The 15,811-nt window shown below is 66.3% G+C and carries 25 protein-coding genes and 2 tRNA genes; 20 read left to right on the top strand and 7 right to left on the bottom strand.

All coding sequences use genetic code 11. The features are described from left to right. The first annotated feature begins 42 nt into the window (after positions 1-42). The gene (locus LGT36_RS03840; RefSeq protein WP_226096819.1) at positions 43-720 is read left to right on the top strand and encodes an NAD(P)H-hydrate epimerase; all 678 of its coding nucleotides are present in this window, start codon (positions 43-45) and stop codon (positions 718-720) included. Positions 721-722: 2 nt separating this feature from the next. Here LGT36_RS03840 and def read toward each other — a convergent pair whose 3' ends face one another. Next, positions 723-1,217: a peptide deformylase gene (def, locus tag LGT36_RS03835; RefSeq protein ID WP_226096820.1), complete on the bottom strand. Its 495-nt coding sequence runs from the start codon at positions 1,215-1,217 to the stop codon at positions 723-725. A gap of 78 nt (positions 1,218-1,295) precedes the next feature. Here def and LGT36_RS03830 point away from each other — a divergent pair, with 78 nt between their 5' ends. Further along, a complete protein-coding gene (locus LGT36_RS03830) occupies positions 1,296-2,147 on the top strand; it encodes an NAD(P)H-hydrate dehydratase (protein ID WP_226096821.1) in 852 nt (283 codons plus the stop codon). A gap of 11 nt (positions 2,148-2,158) precedes the next feature. Here the strand turns inward: LGT36_RS03830 and LGT36_RS03825 are convergent, their stop codons facing one another. From LGT36_RS03825 to LGT36_RS03805, 5 genes are all read right to left on the bottom strand, one after another. Then, positions 2,159-2,452 (bottom strand): DUF1905 domain-containing protein, encoded by a 294-nt coding sequence (locus LGT36_RS03825; protein ID WP_226096822.1) that lies wholly within the window; start codon positions 2,450-2,452, stop codon positions 2,159-2,161. 102 nt (positions 2,453-2,554) lie between these two features. After that, positions 2,555-3,940: a protoporphyrinogen oxidase gene (hemG, locus tag LGT36_RS03820; RefSeq protein WP_226096823.1), complete on the bottom strand. Its 1,386-nt coding sequence runs from the start codon at positions 3,938-3,940 to the stop codon at positions 2,555-2,557. After that, entirely contained in the window at positions 3,937-5,082 is a 1,146-nt protein-coding gene (locus LGT36_RS03815) for a TIGR04053 family radical SAM/SPASM domain-containing protein (RefSeq protein WP_226096824.1), read from the bottom strand. The genes hemG and LGT36_RS03815 overlap by 4 nt, the downstream gene beginning before the upstream one ends. 76 nt (positions 5,083-5,158) lie before the next feature. Continuing rightward, positions 5,159-5,232, bottom strand: a tRNA-Ile gene (locus LGT36_RS03810). A gap of 17 nt (positions 5,233-5,249) precedes the next feature. Then, on the bottom strand, positions 5,250-6,494 hold the full coding sequence (locus LGT36_RS03805; RefSeq protein WP_226096825.1) for an ammonium transporter: 1,245 nt from the start codon (positions 6,492-6,494) through the stop codon (positions 5,250-5,252). 104 nt (positions 6,495-6,598) lie between these two features. On the opposite strand from LGT36_RS03805, the gene LGT36_RS03800 reads away from it, so the two are divergent. Continuing rightward, positions 6,599-6,671, top strand: a tRNA-Asn gene (locus LGT36_RS03800). On the opposite strand, the gene LGT36_RS14205 is transcribed toward LGT36_RS03800, so the two are convergent. Next, on the bottom strand, positions 6,633-6,905 hold the full coding sequence (locus LGT36_RS14205) for a helix-turn-helix domain-containing protein (RefSeq protein WP_371922743.1): 273 nt from the start codon (positions 6,903-6,905) through the stop codon (positions 6,633-6,635). The genes LGT36_RS03800 and LGT36_RS14205 overlap by 39 nt on opposite strands. Positions 6,906-7,061: 156 nt before the next feature. On the opposite strand from LGT36_RS14205, the gene LGT36_RS03795 reads away from it, so the two are divergent. The 17 genes from LGT36_RS03795 to LGT36_RS03720 all read left to right on the top strand — a co-directional run bounded on the left by LGT36_RS03795 (position 7,062) and on the right by LGT36_RS03720 (position 15,680). Further along, positions 7,062-7,331 carry a hypothetical protein gene (locus LGT36_RS03795; RefSeq protein WP_226096826.1) on the top strand — a complete coding sequence of 90 codons (270 nt, stop codon included), beginning with the start codon at positions 7,062-7,064 and terminating at the stop codon, positions 7,329-7,331. After that, positions 7,328-7,462, top strand: coding sequence for a hypothetical protein (locus tag LGT36_RS14130; RefSeq protein ID WP_255633189.1), 135 nt, complete (start codon positions 7,328-7,330; stop codon positions 7,460-7,462). Before LGT36_RS03795 ends, LGT36_RS14130 begins: the two co-directional genes overlap by 4 nt. Beyond that, complete coding sequence (locus LGT36_RS03790; protein ID WP_226096827.1) at positions 7,459-7,989, top strand: hypothetical protein; 531 nt, start codon at positions 7,459-7,461, stop codon at positions 7,987-7,989. Before LGT36_RS14130 ends, LGT36_RS03790 begins: the two co-directional genes overlap by 4 nt. Further along, positions 7,989-8,543 carry a hypothetical protein gene (locus LGT36_RS03785; RefSeq protein WP_226096828.1) on the top strand — a complete coding sequence of 185 codons (555 nt, stop codon included), beginning with the start codon at positions 7,989-7,991 and terminating at the stop codon, positions 8,541-8,543. The genes LGT36_RS03790 and LGT36_RS03785 overlap by 1 nt, the downstream gene beginning before the upstream one ends. Beyond that, complete coding sequence (locus LGT36_RS03780; RefSeq protein ID WP_226096829.1) at positions 8,540-8,929, top strand: hypothetical protein; 390 nt, start codon at positions 8,540-8,542, stop codon at positions 8,927-8,929. Before LGT36_RS03785 ends, LGT36_RS03780 begins: the two co-directional genes overlap by 4 nt. A 42-nt stretch (positions 8,930-8,971) precedes the next feature. Then, positions 8,972-9,175: a hypothetical protein gene (locus tag LGT36_RS03775; RefSeq protein ID WP_226096830.1), complete on the top strand. Its 204-nt coding sequence runs from the start codon at positions 8,972-8,974 to the stop codon at positions 9,173-9,175. Next, a complete protein-coding gene (locus LGT36_RS03770) occupies positions 9,175-9,783 on the top strand; it encodes a hypothetical protein (protein ID WP_226096831.1) in 609 nt (202 codons plus the stop codon). Before LGT36_RS03775 ends, LGT36_RS03770 begins: the two co-directional genes overlap by 1 nt. Continuing rightward, positions 9,780-10,703: a hypothetical protein gene (locus LGT36_RS03765; RefSeq protein ID WP_226096832.1), complete on the top strand. Its 924-nt coding sequence runs from the start codon at positions 9,780-9,782 to the stop codon at positions 10,701-10,703. Before LGT36_RS03770 ends, LGT36_RS03765 begins: the two co-directional genes overlap by 4 nt. A 136-nt stretch (positions 10,704-10,839) precedes the next feature. Then, a complete protein-coding gene (locus LGT36_RS03760; protein WP_248642166.1) occupies positions 10,840-11,142 on the top strand; it encodes a hypothetical protein in 303 nt (100 codons plus the stop codon). Beyond that, positions 11,139-11,615 (top strand): RusA family crossover junction endodeoxyribonuclease, encoded by a 477-nt coding sequence (locus tag LGT36_RS03755; protein ID WP_226096834.1) that lies wholly within the window; start codon positions 11,139-11,141, stop codon positions 11,613-11,615. Before LGT36_RS03760 ends, LGT36_RS03755 begins: the two co-directional genes overlap by 4 nt. After that, a complete protein-coding gene (locus LGT36_RS03750; protein WP_226096835.1) occupies positions 11,615-11,929 on the top strand; it encodes a hypothetical protein in 315 nt (104 codons plus the stop codon). The genes LGT36_RS03755 and LGT36_RS03750 overlap by 1 nt, the downstream gene beginning before the upstream one ends. Continuing rightward, a complete protein-coding gene (locus LGT36_RS03745) occupies positions 11,926-12,195 on the top strand; it encodes a hypothetical protein (RefSeq protein ID WP_226096836.1) in 270 nt (89 codons plus the stop codon). Before LGT36_RS03750 ends, LGT36_RS03745 begins: the two co-directional genes overlap by 4 nt. Continuing rightward, positions 12,188-12,964, top strand: coding sequence for a DUF4326 domain-containing protein (locus LGT36_RS03740; protein ID WP_226096837.1), 777 nt, complete (start codon positions 12,188-12,190; stop codon positions 12,962-12,964). The genes LGT36_RS03745 and LGT36_RS03740 overlap by 8 nt, the downstream gene beginning before the upstream one ends. Beyond that, entirely contained in the window at positions 12,961-13,425 is a 465-nt protein-coding gene (locus LGT36_RS03735) for a hypothetical protein (RefSeq protein ID WP_226096838.1), read from the top strand. Before LGT36_RS03740 ends, LGT36_RS03735 begins: the two co-directional genes overlap by 4 nt. Next, on the top strand, positions 13,422-13,589 hold the full coding sequence (locus LGT36_RS03730; RefSeq protein WP_226096839.1) for a hypothetical protein: 168 nt from the start codon (positions 13,422-13,424) through the stop codon (positions 13,587-13,589). Before LGT36_RS03735 ends, LGT36_RS03730 begins: the two co-directional genes overlap by 4 nt. After that, entirely contained in the window at positions 13,582-13,989 is a 408-nt protein-coding gene (locus tag LGT36_RS03725; protein ID WP_226096840.1) for a hypothetical protein, read from the top strand. Before LGT36_RS03730 ends, LGT36_RS03725 begins: the two co-directional genes overlap by 8 nt. 125 nt (positions 13,990-14,114) lie before the next feature. Beyond that, positions 14,115-15,680: a DEAD/DEAH box helicase gene (locus LGT36_RS03720; RefSeq protein ID WP_226096841.1), complete on the top strand. Its 1,566-nt coding sequence runs from the start codon at positions 14,115-14,117 to the stop codon at positions 15,678-15,680. Positions 15,681-15,811 lie beyond the last annotated feature (131 nt).

Here is a 15,811-nt window from a genome sequence, read left to right as displayed (position 1 = left end):
GACACGACGACGAGTTGCATATCCCTGTGGCACTGTGGACGTGTGAACCTCCCACCAACCTCGCCGACGCCGGCATCAGGCCGCGTCATGACGGTCGCGCAGATCAAGGATGCCGAGGCCGCGACGATGCGTCACACTCCGGAGTCTGAGCTCATGGATCGAGCCTCCCAGGCCGTGGCGGAGCAATCCCTCGCACTTCTCGCCGCACACGGCGTCTCGGTCGACGACGCGCGCATCGTCGTACTCGTCGGCTCCGGCAACAACGGTGGCGACGCGCTCCTGGCGGGAGCGCTACTGGCCGCAGACGTCGGCACGGTGACGGCCGTCGGCGTCGGGCCTTCCGCCCACGAGCGCGGGCTCGCTACGCTGACGGGTGCGGGTGGCCACTGGCACCACGCACGGGTAGACGCAGGACTCGCGTCCGCCCACACGGCCCTCGCGTCGGCTCACCTCGTGATCGACGGCATCGTGGGGATCGGATCCAAGCCGAACCTGCGGGAGCCCGCCGCCGGACTCGTCGCCGCCATCGCACCCGAGACGCCCGTGATAGCCGTCGACATCCCTTCCGGCTTTGACGCAGACAGCGGCGCCCTGCCGGATTCCTACGTCACCGCGGAGGCGACCGTGACCTTCACTGCTCTCAAGCCGTGCCTGGTCCTGTCCCCCGCGAACGCGGCGGCCGGAAAGGTCATCGTCGCCGACGTGGGCATCGACCCGTAGCCCTAGCGCTCGATCTGCTCCCGCAGTTCGCGCATCGCGTTGCGGCGCACGTCCTTGCTCAGCCGGTCGATGAACAGCTTGCCATTCAAGTGATCCACCTCGTGGTTGATGAGGCGGGCCCAGATGTCTTCGCCTTCGACTACTACCTCGTTACCGTCGAGGTCCGTGCCGACTGCCTTGGCGTACAGCGGCCGCTCGCACGGATACCAGAGCCCCGGGACGGAGAGGCACCCCTCCTCCCCCAACTCCTGATACTCGGAGTGATTCTCGACGATCTCAGGGTTGAGCACGTAGCCGATGTCGCCGTCAATGTTCCACGAGAACGCGCGCAGTGAGACCCCAATCTGGTTGCCCGCAAGCCCGGCGCGGCCTTCGTGGTCGACGGTCTCCAGCAGGTCTTCGACGACGGAGCGCACCCGGTCGTCGATCGTGGTGATGGGCTCGCAGGGGGTGCGTAGCACCGGATCGCCCACTACCCGAATCTCTCGCATTGCCATGGGGCAATTCTGTCATGCCGAGAGGTCACCCTTGCGGGCGTGATGGCCCAGGTCGGTGGTGCGTGCCAGGCTAGGGGCATGGAGCCCATTGACAGGAGCTGGGTAGCGGACCGTTGGCCCGTCCCTACCGCCGCTGATGACAAGTTCTCGCGCGGCGTTCTTGGCATCGTCGCTGGTTCGGAGGCGTACCCAGGCGCGGCCGCCCTTGTTGCCTCGGCGGCGGTGCGGACCGGCATTGGACTCGTGCGCTACGTGGGGCCCCGCCGCGCTCAAGACCTTGTCCTGTCCCTTCGGCCGGAGGTGGTCGTTCACGATTCCGGAGAGGCGACGGAACGGTTGCCGCGGGTGTCGGCCTGGGTGATTGGGCCAGGAGTGGCCGACCACCCTGGTCAAGACGCCGTGATCGGGGCGGTCCTCGCTTCCGGCACGCCCATCGTGGTGGACGCCGGAGCGCTCGAACCGTGCGCACGAGCTCGGGCAGCGGGTGCGCGTCAGGCGGCGCCCGATCGCGTGCTCATGACGCCCCACATGCGCGAACTGGTGGCCACCTTGGGGTCAATCAGGCACGACGTCACCGAACGGGATGTCGAGCGCGACAGGCCGGCGCACGCCCGGTTGCTCGCCGAGACGGCTCGCGCCACCGTGTTGCTCAAGGGATCGGCCACGGTGGTGGCGCCGCCAGGCGGGGCTGTCGTCACCCTTCCCGACGCCACACCCTGGCTCGCCACGGCTGGCGCGGGCGACGTGCTGGCTGGCATCGCAGGCGCCTTGCTGGCGTCCGGCCTCTCGGCACTCGATGCCGGAGTGGCAGCGTCCTGGATTCACGCCCGTGCGGCAGAGGCCGCGTCTGGTGGCGGCCCGATCGCAGCGCTCGACATCGCCGAAGCCGTCCCGGCCGTTGTCGCGGAACTCCTGCTGGAGAACGCCTAGGCGGCCTCTGGCTACACAGCCTTTAGGACGACGTCCGCGGCGTCGCCCGCTGCTAATCCCTCCGCCTTCAACACGGCCTTCTTCACGGGCAGGATGAACGTCTCGTGCTCCTTGGAAGGGAACACCGACGTGCGCCAGGTGGTGCCGCCGATCGTCACCTCGACCTTCACCGAGCCGAAGCCTGCCCGCGGCTCCGGCGCTGTCTCATCCAGTTCGTCGGCAACATCCTGGGGCAGCGATACGAAGTGCCACGCGGCGCTCTGCGCCTCCCACCGCCAGATCTGGGCTGCGAATCGGTAGATCATGTGGGCACCCTACCGCCGCCCCCTCACACAGCGGCCGACGCCGTTGGCGCCTACGTCGTGACGGCGACCCAGCGCGGGTCAGGCCGGGTCGGTGTCAGTAGCTCAGCCCTGCACGTTCGCGAGGGCCGTTGCCGCGGCCGCCTGGCCCGACGTCACGCAGTCAGGCAGACCGACACCGCGGTAGCTCGCGCCTGCAAGGTGCCAGGTTGGCCGTTCGGCGAGCGCGGCTTCGATCTGTGCCAGCCGCTCCTGGTGCCCCACCGTGTACTTGGGCATGAGGTTGTCCCAGCGCGCAACGCGCCGCAAGATCGGCTCGTCCTCGACGCCATAGGTCTCGGCGACGTCTCGCTCGACGGCCGCAAGCACGTCGTCATCTGGTCCCGAAAACAGGTCGCGAGAGCGCTCGGGCAGGAAGGAACGGATGAGGACGGTGCCATCGGGGGCGCGACCAGCCCACTTTGCCGACGTCACAGTGCAGCCTGAGGACGGGCTCCGGTCCTCCTTGCCAGTGCCGGCATCGAGATAGCCGTGGCCAGCTGGCGGCGAGGGAAAGGCTTCTGCCCGGTACGCGAGGGAGACGACGGCCGTGGACGCGTGGGGAATCGTCCTGAGAGCGGCAGCTGCCTCCGGACAATCCCCGTCAATCAGCATCGCCGTCACGGGAGCGGGCGTCGCCAGCACCACGGCGTCGGCCGTGATCTCCTCGCCTGAGACGAGGCGAAGCCTGGAGGTGCCGTCCGCAATCCTTGTGAGGGACTCGGCCGCATCACCAAACCGCTCCTCGAAAGCATCGGAAGCTCGAAGGTGCGCCACGAGCGCCTCGATGAGGTCCCCGAGCCCGCCGCGTAGCGTCCGGAAGGGCGAGCCGTCTTTGCGGGCCTTTCTCCCAGACAGGAGCGAGGCGATGATGAGGCTACGAGAGGATTCCTCGTAGTCGCGGAGCATCGGCAAGACGGAATCGACGCTGAGTTCCTCGATGGACGTGCCGTAGATGCCGCCGATGAGTGGGTCGGCAAGCCGCTCGATCACGGCAGGCCCGAGCCGGTGGCGCAAGAACTTCCCGATCGCCATGTCCTCTTGCTTCAAGTAGCGGGGCAAGACGATGTCGAGCCCGGCACGCAGCTTCTGGGGCCACGTGAAGAGCCGGGTGCGAATGAAAGGACCCAGCCTGGTGGGCAGGACCAGACCCATCCCGTCAGGCATGCGCACCATCTTGCCGTTGCGCCTCAGGAACACGACGCGGGGTTCCGACACGGCGATGATGTCTTCACTCAAGCCGAATCGTTGAGCCAGCGCGGCGGCAGCCGGGCGGTAGGCCACGAAGGAGTCCGGACCGTGCTCGATGACGAAGCCGTCTGCCTGCTCTGTGGTGATCTTGCCCCCGGCGCGGGGCGCCGCGTCGACAAGGACGACGGAGGCACCGCCGTCAATGAGGTCGACGGCTGCCGCGAGACCAGTGATGCCCGCGCCGATCACGACGACCTTCACCGCGCCTCCTGCACCGAAATGCCTGCTTGAGCAGGGGTGCCAGCGCCGGCGTCCGCGCGAGTTGTGGCCTTCTCATACCCAGGCGGCACGTAGGTGCAGAAGGGATCCTCCGCGAGCGGATCGCCGAAGGCGGAGTACGCCCTGGCACGCGATCCCCCACATTGCTGCTGGTATTGGCAGTGGTGACAACGTCCACCAAACTCACGCGGGTCGTGCAGCGACCTGAACAGCGGCTCGCCCCTGTACACCTCCACGAGGCTGTCAGTGCGCACGTTGCCCACGGGCAGCGGGAGGAACCCAGCGGGACAGATCTCGCCGAGGTGGGACACAAACATGATGCCGTGACCGTCCCTGACGCCAAAGCTGCGCGCCGTGCTCGAATGTCGGATCTCTTCAGGCGTGAGCCCCTCTTCCCTCATCACCTCGATCGCGACGCGACGATACGAAGGCGCCTCGGTGGTCGCGACCACGAACGGCGCCTCGAGAGACGTGCGGTACACCCAACGCATGAACTCCTCGCCGTCGGCGGGCGCGAGCGGCTCGAGCACCGTCCCTCGGCCCACCTCGATGAGGAAGAAGAGGCTCCACCGGGCCAGGCCGAGCGGCCGCAGCAGCTCGTACACCGCGGGGATGTCAGGGGCCGTCTCTGCCGTCACCAGGGTGTTGACCTGAAGCGGCTTCCCGAGTTCGGCCGCCCAGCCGATGGCCTCCATCGTGCGGTCGAACGTGCCAGGGATTCCGCGGATCCCGTCGTGGCGCTCGGGGGTCGAGCCGTCGAGGCTGAGTCCCAGAGCAGTGACCCCGTGGTCCTGGAGATCCACGAGCATGTCCCGTGTGAAAGCGGGAGTCGCTGCTGGCGTGATCGACACGTCGATCCCTAGCCGCCTGGCCTCATCAATGAGCGCAAAGAGGTCGGGGCGCTTGAGCGGATCGCCACCCGTCAGAATCAGCGTAGGCAGCGGGTCCCCAAACGCCGGAATCTGGCGAAGGAAGTCCAAGCTCTCCTGGTGGGTCAACTCCCCTGGCTGGGCGTCGGGCATCGCGGAGGCTCGGCAGTGCCTGCACGCGAGCGCACACGCCTGCGTCATTTCCCAGTAGATGTTGACGGGGGTCTGGGCATAGTCCCGAGCGACGTGTCTCACCGATTCACGGTATGTCGTACCTGGGTACTTGCTCCGGGACCCAGGTCACGACGCCGCCAGGGCGGGCTTCACAAAGTGGGCCAGGTGGGGCTCGAACCCACGACCGACGGATTATGAGTCCGCTGCTCTAACCGGCTGAGCTACTGGCCCTTGGTGGTACGGAGAGACTAGTGGCGTATTTGGTACGCGGACTCCCCGTGTTGCGCGATGTCGAGCCCCTGCTCCTCGCCTTCAGGCGTGACTCGCAGGCCCATGACGGCACGCAACACCATCGCAATGATGGCCGAAGCAACAAAGGAGTACAAAGCGATCACGAGCACTGCGACCGCTTGCTTGCCCAGCAGGGAGGCGTCGCCAGTACTGGTGAGGCCGATTCCCACCGTGCCGCCATTCACGATCTCGCGGGAGAACAGGCCGACGAACAGCATTCCGATGGAGCCAGCCACCAGGTGGACGGCGACCACGTCCAAAGCGTCGTCGAAGCGCAAGCGGAACTTGAGGCGAATCGCGAGGTACGCGGCTCCACCTGCGATGAAGCCAAGCAGCAACGCGGCGAAGGGGTCCAGGTAGCCAGCCGCCGGCGTCGAGGCGACGAGCCCCGCAACCGCGCCCGACACCGCGCCGTGCGCGGATGCCGCACCGGTTAACCGCTTCTCCAGCAAGAGCCACCCTGCCACCGCGCCCACGGCGGCTAGGTGAGTTGCCAGCGCAGCGGAAGCCGCAACGGCGTCGGCCGCCAACGCGGAACCCGCCGTAAGCCCAAGCCAACCGACCCACAAGAACGCAGCGCCCACGAAAGTGAGGGGCAGGCTGTGGGGACGCATGGAACTGACTTGCCACTTGCGGCGAGGCCCAAGCACGATGACGAGCGCCCATGCGGACGCCCCTGCGCTCACCCCGACCAACGACCCGCCAGCGAAGTCGAGCACGCCCCACTCAGCCAGCCAACCGTCGTCGGCAAGAACCCAGTGGGAGATGACGGGCAACACAAAAACGGACCACAGTGCGAGGAAGGACAACATCGCGCCGAACTTCATGCGGTCGGCGGCGGCGCCCGTGATGACGGCGGCCGACAGGATGGCGATCATCATCGTGAACGTCGCGAAGGCGATGGGCGGCACCTCAAGGCCGGAGAAGATGTCAGATTCCGCCAGGCCCGCAAGCCCTGCGTGCTCGAGATTGCCCACGAGGCCGCCGAGCGCGTGCGGCCCGAATGAGAGCGAGAACCCCACCAGCACCCACGTGATGGAGACGGCGACCATCGCGCCAAGGCCGTGCATCATCATGCCGAGCGCGTGCTTGGAGCGCACCATGCCAGCGTAGAAGGTCGCGATGCTGGGGGTCATGAGCAGGACGAGCACCGTGCACAGGATGATCCACGCGGTATCCCCTGTGTCATACGAGGGCGTCATGACTCTCCCTTAAGGTGTGCTGCGCAGCAAGGTTATCGTGCACCGATGGCCGCGTCGGATCGTGTAAAGTTTCTTCGGTTCGCGATCGTTGAATCGATCGATGATCCTCCGTAGCTCAATTGGCAGAGCAGCCGACTGTTAATCGGCAGGTTGTTGGTTCGAGTCCAACCGGGGGAGCTGGCTCTTGCCGCTCACTGCCACTGCGGCGGTGGGCGGCAAGGGAGCCGCCTCCATCAGACCGAACTCCAACCAGTGCACAGGCACGTCGGTGAGTTCTGCCCACGCCTTCAGCGCCAGCCTCTTCGGCCGCGCGCGGCCTTTCTCGTAGCGCGTCACGGTGCTCGGTGCAATCCCGAGCGCATCGGCGAACGCGCGCACCTCATACCCGGCTTCTTCGCGCGCGATGCGCATCCGGTGTCCTACGTGAATTACGGGATACATGTCGTTCTCCTCTCTCAGCACAGAATAGCGACTGGTGCGCAAGTGCGCAAGGGGAGCGATAGCAACGACACGCCGTAAACACGTCGAGGGTTGCGCATGCGCTCTGGTGGTGCTTATATGTGTCTCATGGCCGAAACGCACACAGGTACGCAAACCGACTCTCGTGCAACGCTGATCACGACGGGAGACGCTGCGGAGATTCTCTCGGTGACACCGGGCGCTGTTCGCAAGATGGCCGAGGGAGGGCGGCTCGACTTCGAGCAGAAACTCCCCGGCACCCTGGGCTCCTATCTCTTCCGCCGCGACGTCGTGATCGCCGCCGCCCGCAAACGCATCGCGGAGGAAGCGGCCCGTCTTGAGGCTCGGCGCGCACAACTCGAGGACGTGGCGTCGTGAGGCACAGCACGGGTCGCCGTATCGGCGCGACGTTCGGGTGGGTGGCACTCGGCATTGCCGCCGTCCTCGGTCTCGCCGCCGGTGGCCTCACTGCCGCCGCGGTCGTGTTCATCAGCGAGACGAACTCATGACCGCCGAGCCGTCCACCTTGGTGGAGTTCCTCGCTGGCCAATCGTGTGCCCGACGCGAGATGGCCGCGGTCCCAGAGCACGCGACCACGGAACCAGTCCCCCACGCGCCGTGGCTCCCGGGTTCGCCCAACACATGGCAACCAGCGCGACGCATCGACGTCACTGACATCCCCTCCCGTCTCGCGAACCAACTCACCGCACAAGGACAACGCATCACCGGATGCGGAGGAGTCCCCTTCGCCGGACACGACGTCGTATCACGTCCCACCGACACAACCCGCACCGACGGAAGCGAATACGTCGTCGACGCGCTCGCGGCCGACGCACACCCGCTCGTCGACGCGAAACGAGACCTCGAGACCGCTCACGCCCTGGTGCGCCGCGCTCGCGAACTGATCGCGTCGGTGATGCCCAATGACGTCAACGACCCGCGTCACCGTGTGAAGGGCGCAGGACTGGACGCCCGCAGCGCACAGCTTCTGCTGGATGACGCGATCGAGCGTCTGCACAACCTGGGGGTGGCGTGATGGAACTCCGGATCCTTGAGCCCACGCTGTGCGACGCCGATTGCCCCGTACACCCCACGACCGCCATGTGGCACGTCGGCGTGATGGCCGGCGAGCAATCAGTGCATGACTCCTTCATCTACCGCAACGCCGCGCAGACATGGCTCACAGACCAAATTGACCGGATTCAGGCCTCACACCACTTCTTTCAAGCCCCCGACCACGACGGCGTCGTGGTAATGCCGAACTCTTTCGCCCGCACCGTCGAAGCAATCCCCGCGCTCGCGGTGAGGGTACGGGAGGCGTCGCCTATGGCTGCCTCTCCGGCGCTTGCGGCGCAGGTGACGGAGCGTGTGCGTCGGGCTCGTGAGCTCCTAGCGGATGCCGCCGAGATGGCGTCGGGTGTGGACGGCGCTGCCGAGTGGGCCACGATGTGTGGTCGAGCTGTGGGGCGTATTGATGACGTGTTCACTTTCCTTGGCTGCGACGTCTACTCCGTGGGGCCCGTCGAGCCCGTGACGCCAGGCGAGCGCCACCTTGAGCCGGTGCCCGATCTGCCGGAGGCCACCTCATGAGCGGCGCGACGGTCGCGGAGTACACGGCGGCGAAGGAATCGGGCCAGCAGGCCTCCCTCTGGGACTCGATGCGTGAAGACATCGACGTGATCTTCGATGCGGTGCGGCCGCTGGCCACGGGCAGCGAGTTCACGTCGAATGACGTGCGCGACGAACTCGACCGCCGGGGCGTGCCGACGAAGTCACGCGCGGGCCTGTTTCGCAAGGTCTGCGCTCTTCACCTTCTCGAGCCGGTGATGGACCACATCCCGGGTGTTGGTGACGTGCACCGTTCCATCCCGTCTCGCGGCAAGTCCGCGAACGGCGCCCACGTGAAGGTCTACCGCCGCACCGCAGTGCCGGTGCCTGACCGCGAGACGTGGCTACCGCCACCGCGCGGCATCTGACTCCCGTCGTCCCTGCTCCCTGCTGACCGAAAGAAGTTCCTCATGGTGTACGTGAACCACTCTGAGCCGTACCGTGCGCGCCGTTGGCGGGCGATCGCGTTGGCCGCTCTCGTTGCCGCCGTGGCGTCATTCGTCGTGTTCTTCGTCGGCGGCCTGTGGGGCATGTGGCTGTTGTCGATCGCGCTGTATTGCGCCGCGATCGCGGCCGCGGTGATGTCCCGTCCACGTCCGTGTGGTGCGTCGTGATGGTCTGGTCACGCTTCCTCTACGGCATCGCCTGCATGTTGGGTGTGGCGTGCCTGGTGACGTCGAACGTCGGTATTGGGATGGTCGCCGCGATTGTCATGATCGTCGCGCTGTGGTTGCGGTCGTCGGCGTTGGACGTCGCGCTAGAGCGAGCCAAGAGCGACGCGGCCAAGGCGCAGGAGCGGTACATCAACGTGTCGCGTGAGTTCGATGCCATGAGGTTGAGGGCAGGCAGTGCCGAAGCGCGGGCCGACTCAACCGAGGGAGCGCTGATCAAGGTCACGGCGTTGTGGTCGCGCACCATTCGCCCTAGGACGGCCCCACGGTACGCGGGGAGGCTGTTGGCGTTGGGTGGCCACCCTGCGGCTTTGGCGTCGGCTGTGATGCTGTCTCGTGCCGCCCCGCAAGACCAGGGCATCGTGCCTCCCCGCGATGTCGTGGAGGTTGACCCCACCGTGGACGTCGACGACGCTCCCGACGCAGAACTAGCACCTGACGCCCCCGCCGATCCCAAGCGGCGGATGGTGCTGTCGGGTCCCGTGCTCTCCGTCGTCGGCGCGTCGGTGTTCACGGTGGGTGTCGCCGCCTGGTGGGTGGTGTTCGCATGACGGCCTTCGACCACCCCACTGCACCTAACGAAGCATGCACACATCCGCGCACCACCCATCGGCACGGCACCTATGCGTGCTACGTGCTCGACGGTTGCCGATGCGACGACTGCCGGCCCGTTGCGGTCGCGTATCGCCGCGAGGAGAGCCGTCGCAAGAGTTACCGGAGGTACGCGACCGACGACCGATATGAGCCCTATGTTGACGCGTCGCGCGCTCGGGCCCACGTTCTCGCGTTGCAAGCCGCGGGGTTGGGTTACAAGCAGATCGCGAAGCGTGCAGGCACGGGTTGCTCGGCGATTGGCGCTCTGCTCTACCCGACCCCTTCGCGCGGCCGTGGGGTGCGGACGAAGATCTCGCGTGAGACTGAAGCGAAGCTCCTCGCTGTCGCGATCCCATCGCCCGAGGAGCTCGCGGCGCATCAGTTGATCGACGGGACGCCTACTCGGAACCGCATCCAGGCGCTGGGTCGAATGGGATACAGCGTCGGCGAGATCAGCCGTGTCGCGCGTGTGGATAGGCAACGCCTCGACAAGATCATGAAGGGCACACCTACCGCGTCGGTGCAAACTCACATCGCCGTCCGTGACGTCTTCACGAGGCTGTGGCGGACGCCCTGCACCCCGGTGGAGTGGCGCGCGAAGATCGCTGCGACCCGCACCCGACGACGTGCCATCGATCTTGGTTGGCCATCACCGATCGACCTTGACGACGACGGCTACCTCACTGACTCGCCGTCCCCGTGTGAAGGCCCAGCCCGGGGTGTCGACCTTGACGAGTTCGCGTTTCTTCTCCGTTCAGGCGAGACCCCTGAACGTGCTGCTTCACGCCTCGGGGTGAAGCTCGACTCGATCAACACCGCTATCGCTCGCCACGGTCGCAGTGATATCGCAGTGCTGCTAGAGGCGGTGGCGGCGTGAAGTGCATCGACTGTGGTGCGCAGATGAGCGCGACTCTGGATGACCCGATGTGTCCCAAGTGTGCCGCGATCGCCGTGAAGTTGCTCGGCTCGATCTCAGCCCGCGTTGGCCTGCTTCAAGGCGAGGGGGTGGCGGCGTGAGAGACCCGTATGCGCGTCTGCGCGCCGTCGAGAAGGCCTCGTCGCGGCCCAAGAAAGCGGTTCGGTCTGTTGGAGTCGCGCTGGTTGGTCTGCTGATGGACAACCGCACTGGAGCGGTGCAATTCGAGGGCACTGCCGTCGACGCCAGCACATATCGCCGCGCCGCTAACAGGCACATCTTGAGCGTTGCGCCGAAGTTGGTGGTCTCCATCTACCGGCTTGACCCGGGCGCGCCTGGTGGTGCGTCACGAAAGTCGACGTGGGAAGCGGTCCTGATGACGAGGGTCGGTGCGTCGTGATCGCGGGGACGGCGATGGTGCCGGTGGTGCGCGTGGTGGTTGAAGGTCGGGCGCGCACCAAGGGGAGCATGCAGACCAAGCAGGCTCGCCGCATCGTGAACGGTGTGAGTTACGGGGTGGGTCACGCCCGCCTGGTGGAGTCCACCGCGCACTCGAAGGAGTGGCGTGCCGAGGTCGCGTGGCGTGTGCGCCAGGGCTTGCGCAGCGCTGGCCCGGTGTCGGGTCCGGTGCGGGTGACCGTCATGTCGTTTCTGCCGCAACCGAAGTCGAACCGGGACCCGATGCCGACGGCGAAGAGGACTGGCGACATGGACAAGATCGACCGCAACGTCCTCGACGCCCTCACTGACGCGGGCGCGATCGTCGACGACGCCCAGGTGGTCGACCTGTGTTCCGCGAAGCGGTGGGCTGCCGACCCCGCACACCCGTACACCGTGATCGAAGTTGAGGCATACCCAAAGGAGAGCAGCTGATGGAAGAGAACACCGACGACGCCCAGAGCTACGAAGTGTCAGGGCTGCCGAAGCCCGCTCGGTTCGCGAACTATGACGGCGACCGCCGCCAGATGCTCGGCGGGATCTACGGACCCAACGAGACGTGCGAGATCATGTGCGACGTCGACGTCGACTATGACTTTGAGACCAACACGTCACGAGTCGGGTTCGCCTTCGCGACCCTCCCCATGATCCGTGCCGCGTTCCGCTCCGAGGGCTACTACGAAATCGCCCCCGCGGTGCGCCAACGCGCCGCCAACGCCATCACGGTGGCCACCATGGCCGGTGTGTGACCGTGGCCGACGCAGCAGAGAGGCAAGGCAAAACGTGGCCAGCCGACCCGGGCCTGACCGACGACCCGAAGGACTTCGGCCCGGACGGCTACCAGTACGGCTTCATCGCCGACGACTCGCCCACAGTCATCGCCTATGCATTCGGGTGCCTGCCGTTCTTGACCGAAGAGAGCGCCCGGCACACCGCAGTGAAGTGCTACTGGGAGACCTACGTCATCGTGCGCCGCAAGCCCGGCAAAGACTGGGAAGAGGCGCCTGATGCCTAAGCGCGTCCAGATGTCACGCCAGCACCCATGGCGGGCCGAACACCCCGACGCGGTGATCGTTGCCAGGCCGAGCAGGTGGGGCAACCCTCTGCCGGGCGGCATCAAGAGTTTGACCCGTGAGCAGATCGTCTACGGCTACCGCGACCTGGTGGTGCGCCGCGCAGCGAAGATCGTGACGCCCAGTTACGTGATCACGGTCAAGGCAACCGACGTCCACGAAACCGTCCCCACCTCCGCAGAGATACGGACCGCGCTCGCGGGCAAGGATCTCGCGTGCTGGTGCAAGCCCGGCGACCCCTGCCACGCGGACGTGTTGCTTGAGATTGCGAACGCTCCCGAACCTGACCGGTATCCGACGCAAGAGTTTCTACACGGCGAGTCGGACGTGCCCGGTGACTGTTGGCGCGCGTGCATTGCGGGTCTCACGAATGCCCCGTTGGAAGTGGTGCCCCACTTTGCGCAGCTCTACCCCGACGAGACGACACCCGCGTGGTGGTACGCGACCGTCACGTGGGTGGAAGAGAACGCCCCCGGCACGACGCTCGTGTGCATTGACCCGGTGTTCCCGGTCGCCACGCAGACAGAGGCGCTTCCGCCGGTAGTGATCGCGACCGGTAAGTCGCCTCGAGGTGACTTCATGCACGCCGTCCTCGTGGACTGGGTGACGGGCGACCTGGTGTGGGACCCACATCCCTCACGCGCCGGTCTCGCCGGTCCCGCCATCGAGCTCGCGGCCCTACAGGCGCACGTGACAGGGGCGACGGTATGAAGATCCTGACAGTGCGCCAACCGTGGGCGTGGGCCATCATCCATGGTGGCAAAGACGTCGAGAACAGGTCCCGCAACATCGCCGGCGACTACCGCGGCCCCGTCGCGATCCACGCCGCGAAGCGCGAAGTACCAAACCGCTTCGAGCCAGGTGGCGCCAGCGACCGAATCGTCACGATCACCGGTTGGATGCCACTCATCACCCTCCCGCCCAACCTCGGCGCGATCATCGGCGTGGTCGACCTCGTCGACGTGCACTACTCGCACCCGTCCGACAACGAGTGCACGCCGCGCGCAGGCAAGTTCCCATGCTCGCCATGGGGCGACACCTACGGGACTTATCACCTAGTGCTCGAAAACCCACGCGCGCTCGCGACCCCGATCCGGTACACGGGTGCGCTCGGTCTGCGGACCCTGCCCGACGACGTCGAGGCCCGAGTGTGGGCGGAGGTCGCCTCATGACACGCCACGCTCGCGACCTGTCGGACTTCTTCGTGGCGGCACACGCTGCAAAGGGGTCGTATCGGTTCGCGGCCAACAGTGTCAACGCGGCCTTCGGTGCGATCTGGGCCGAGGTGTCGCGCCCGCTGCGACGTCTCCTCGAGGCGGTGGTGGGTCGTGGCTGAGACGAATCTCACCGTGGCAGACGACACGCCCACGGCGCTCGTGGTGCGGGAGGTCATCGAGGCGGGTGAGCCGTACCAGTTCACCGGGGAGCGGCAACTGCAGGAGCGACTCGCTGTCGCATTGACATCCCGGTTTGGTGACCTCGTGCACCGGGAGGACAGGCTGAATGACCGAATGCGGATCGACTTCATGGTCGGTGGCGTGGGTGTCGAGGTGAAGGTCAAAGGTGCGGCACCTACGGTGGCCCGTCAGTTGGCTGCGTATGCGGCCCACCCCGCCGTGGATGAGTTGCTGTTGGTGTCGACCGTGCCAGCACATATTGGGGTGCCGGCGATGACGTTTGTCGGTGGTGTGGGCGCCGCTCCTGACGTGTTGATCTTGTCCGGTGGTGCCCTGTGAACCACGGCACCTACCAACACGATCCGTTCGCCCAGATTTGGCGTCTTGCGTTAGATCCGGCGACGGCGATACGTGCACGCCGCATGTTCGCTCGAGTGCAGTCGACCCGGTCAGGCGAAATTGTCGTGAAGCACACCCCCGAGGTGGCCCGCGATATTGAGTGGTTCATGCAACGGTTCCCGCTCGAGCCGTTCGATGGCGCGTCGGCCGACTTCCTTGCCATGGCGGCAACCCAACATCGTGAGACGGAAGCGGCGATTGCGCGGATCCTGACCACGCCGTCGCACCAGACGTCGTTCCCGCCGGACCTGATGAAGACGCCCCGCGACTACCAGGTGCAGGCATACCAGCTGGTGCGTGAGCGTCGCCGGATGATCATCGGCGATGAGCTGGGGCTGGGCAAGACCCTCACAGGGCTACTCACCGTCATCGACGACGACGCCCGCCCCGCTCTAGTGGTGCCGCTCACCCATCTGCCCCGACGGTGGGTGACCGAACTGAACGAATCGCTACCGATGCTCACCGTTGAGGTGGCAAAGAAGACCAAGCCTCCGCAGCACATCATCGACGGCCACCTTCCCGACGTGGTCGTGGTCCCGTACTCCAAGTTAGCCGGATGGGCGCACGCGCTGGCAGGTCGGGTGCGGACGGTGTTGTTTGACGAGGTGCAGGATCTACGTCGCGGCACGGTGTCGGACAAGGGTCGTGCGGCGGCGCATGTGGCTAGTGAGGCTTCGTTCGTGGTGGGTTTGACGGCAACGCCGGTGTACAACTACGGCGGCGAGATCCACAACCTGTACGACATCATCGCGCCGGACGTGTTGGGCACTCGTGAGGAGTTCATCCGCGAGTGGGGCACGCAAACCTATGGCGGGCACGTGTTGGTGCGTGAGCCGGCAGCACTGGGCGAGTACTTGCGTCGTGAGGGTTTGCTGTTGGCGCGCACCCGCAAGGAGGTGGGTCGCGAGTTGCCGCAGGTGGTGAAGGTGCCGCACACGGTGGAGTCAGACCCTGCCGCATTGACCGCAATCACTGGTGATGCTGCCCGTCTCGCTGAGGTGATTCTGGCGCAGGGAACCACTCGCCAGGAGCGGTTTCAGGCGGCGGGTGAGTTGGACTGGAAGGTGCGGCAGGCGACCGGTATCGCGAAGGCGCCTTACGTCGCTGAGTTCGTGAAGATGCTTCTCGAGTCTGAGGAAAAGGTCGCACTGTTTGGGTGGCACCGCGCGGTGTGGGGCATCTGGCGTCGAGAGCTCGACGCGTTCCGCCCGGTGATGTACACGGGCAGTGAGTCGCCGGCACAGAAAGCCGCAGCCGAGGACGCGTTCATCCATGGGGATGCTCGGGTGCTGATGATGAGCCTGCGGTCCGGTGCTGGCGTCGACGGACTGCAGAAGGTGTGCTCGGTGGCCGTGTTCGGCGAACTTGACTGGTCACCCCAGATCCACGAGCAAGGCATCGGCCGCTTCCGTCGCGATGGCATGGACGAGAACAACCCCGTCGTCGCGTACTTCCTGACCTCCGATGAGGGATCTGACCCGCCAATCATGGAGACCTTGCAGATCAAGCGCAACCAGGCGGAGCCCATCATCAGCCCCGACGGGAAGCTCCTGACGAACGCGACGGTCGACACCGACCGGGCCCGCAGCCTCGCCCGCACGGTCCTCGCCAACCACCGGAGGGCCGCATGACCGCCGAGCAGATGAAAGCGCTCGCGGCACGCCGGTGCGCCGGATGCGGGTCAAAAGGCGTGTCAGTGACCCTGACCCTCGTCCCGTGTGGGTGCTCGGTCGACAAGTGCGCCCGGTGCGCCGCTGTCGCC

The sequence above is a fragment of the Demequina sp. TMPB413 genome (genome assembly GCF_020447105.2).
GTDB lineage: Bacteria > Actinomycetota > Actinomycetes > Actinomycetales > Demequinaceae > Demequina.
The sequence above is the reverse complement of the archived record's forward strand: the minus strand, read 5'-3'. Positions and strand labels throughout refer to the sequence as shown.

Bases quoted from the DNA above. Each gene is read 5' to 3' on its own strand.
- def (WP_226096820.1), bottom strand. From the start codon at position 1,217: ATGGCAATGCGAGAGATTCGGGTAGTGGGCGATCCGGTGCTACGCACC.
- LGT36_RS03830 (WP_226096821.1), top strand. From the start codon at position 1,296: ATGGAGCCCATTGACAGGAGCTGGGTAGCGGACCGTTGGCCCGTCCCT.
- LGT36_RS03825 (WP_226096822.1), bottom strand. From the start codon at position 2,452: ATGATCTACCGATTCGCAGCCCAGATCTGGCGGTGGGAGGCGCAGAGC.
- LGT36_RS03805 (WP_226096825.1), bottom strand. From the start codon at position 6,494: ATGACGCCCTCGTATGACACAGGGGATACCGCGTGGATCATCCTGTGC.
- LGT36_RS14205 (WP_371922743.1), bottom strand. From the start codon at position 6,905: ATGCGCATCGCGCGCGAAGAAGCCGGGTATGAGGTGCGCGCGTTCGCC.
- LGT36_RS03795 (WP_226096826.1), top strand. From the start codon at position 7,062: ATGGCCGAAACGCACACAGGTACGCAAACCGACTCTCGTGCAACGCTG.
- LGT36_RS03790 (WP_226096827.1), top strand. From the start codon at position 7,459: ATGACCGCCGAGCCGTCCACCTTGGTGGAGTTCCTCGCTGGCCAATCG.
- LGT36_RS03785 (WP_226096828.1), top strand. From the start codon at position 7,989: ATGGAACTCCGGATCCTTGAGCCCACGCTGTGCGACGCCGATTGCCCC.
- LGT36_RS03780 (WP_226096829.1), top strand. From the start codon at position 8,540: ATGAGCGGCGCGACGGTCGCGGAGTACACGGCGGCGAAGGAATCGGGC.
- LGT36_RS03775 (WP_226096830.1), top strand. From the start codon at position 8,972: ATGGTGTACGTGAACCACTCTGAGCCGTACCGTGCGCGCCGTTGGCGG.
- LGT36_RS03770 (WP_226096831.1), top strand. From the start codon at position 9,175: ATGGTCTGGTCACGCTTCCTCTACGGCATCGCCTGCATGTTGGGTGTG.
- LGT36_RS03765 (WP_226096832.1), top strand. From the start codon at position 9,780: ATGACGGCCTTCGACCACCCCACTGCACCTAACGAAGCATGCACACAT.
- LGT36_RS03750 (WP_226096835.1), top strand. From the start codon at position 11,615: ATGGAAGAGAACACCGACGACGCCCAGAGCTACGAAGTGTCAGGGCTG.
- LGT36_RS03740 (WP_226096837.1), top strand. From the start codon at position 12,188: ATGCCTAAGCGCGTCCAGATGTCACGCCAGCACCCATGGCGGGCCGAA.
- LGT36_RS03735 (WP_226096838.1), top strand. From the start codon at position 12,961: ATGAAGATCCTGACAGTGCGCCAACCGTGGGCGTGGGCCATCATCCAT.
- LGT36_RS03730 (WP_226096839.1), top strand. From the start codon at position 13,422: ATGACACGCCACGCTCGCGACCTGTCGGACTTCTTCGTGGCGGCACAC.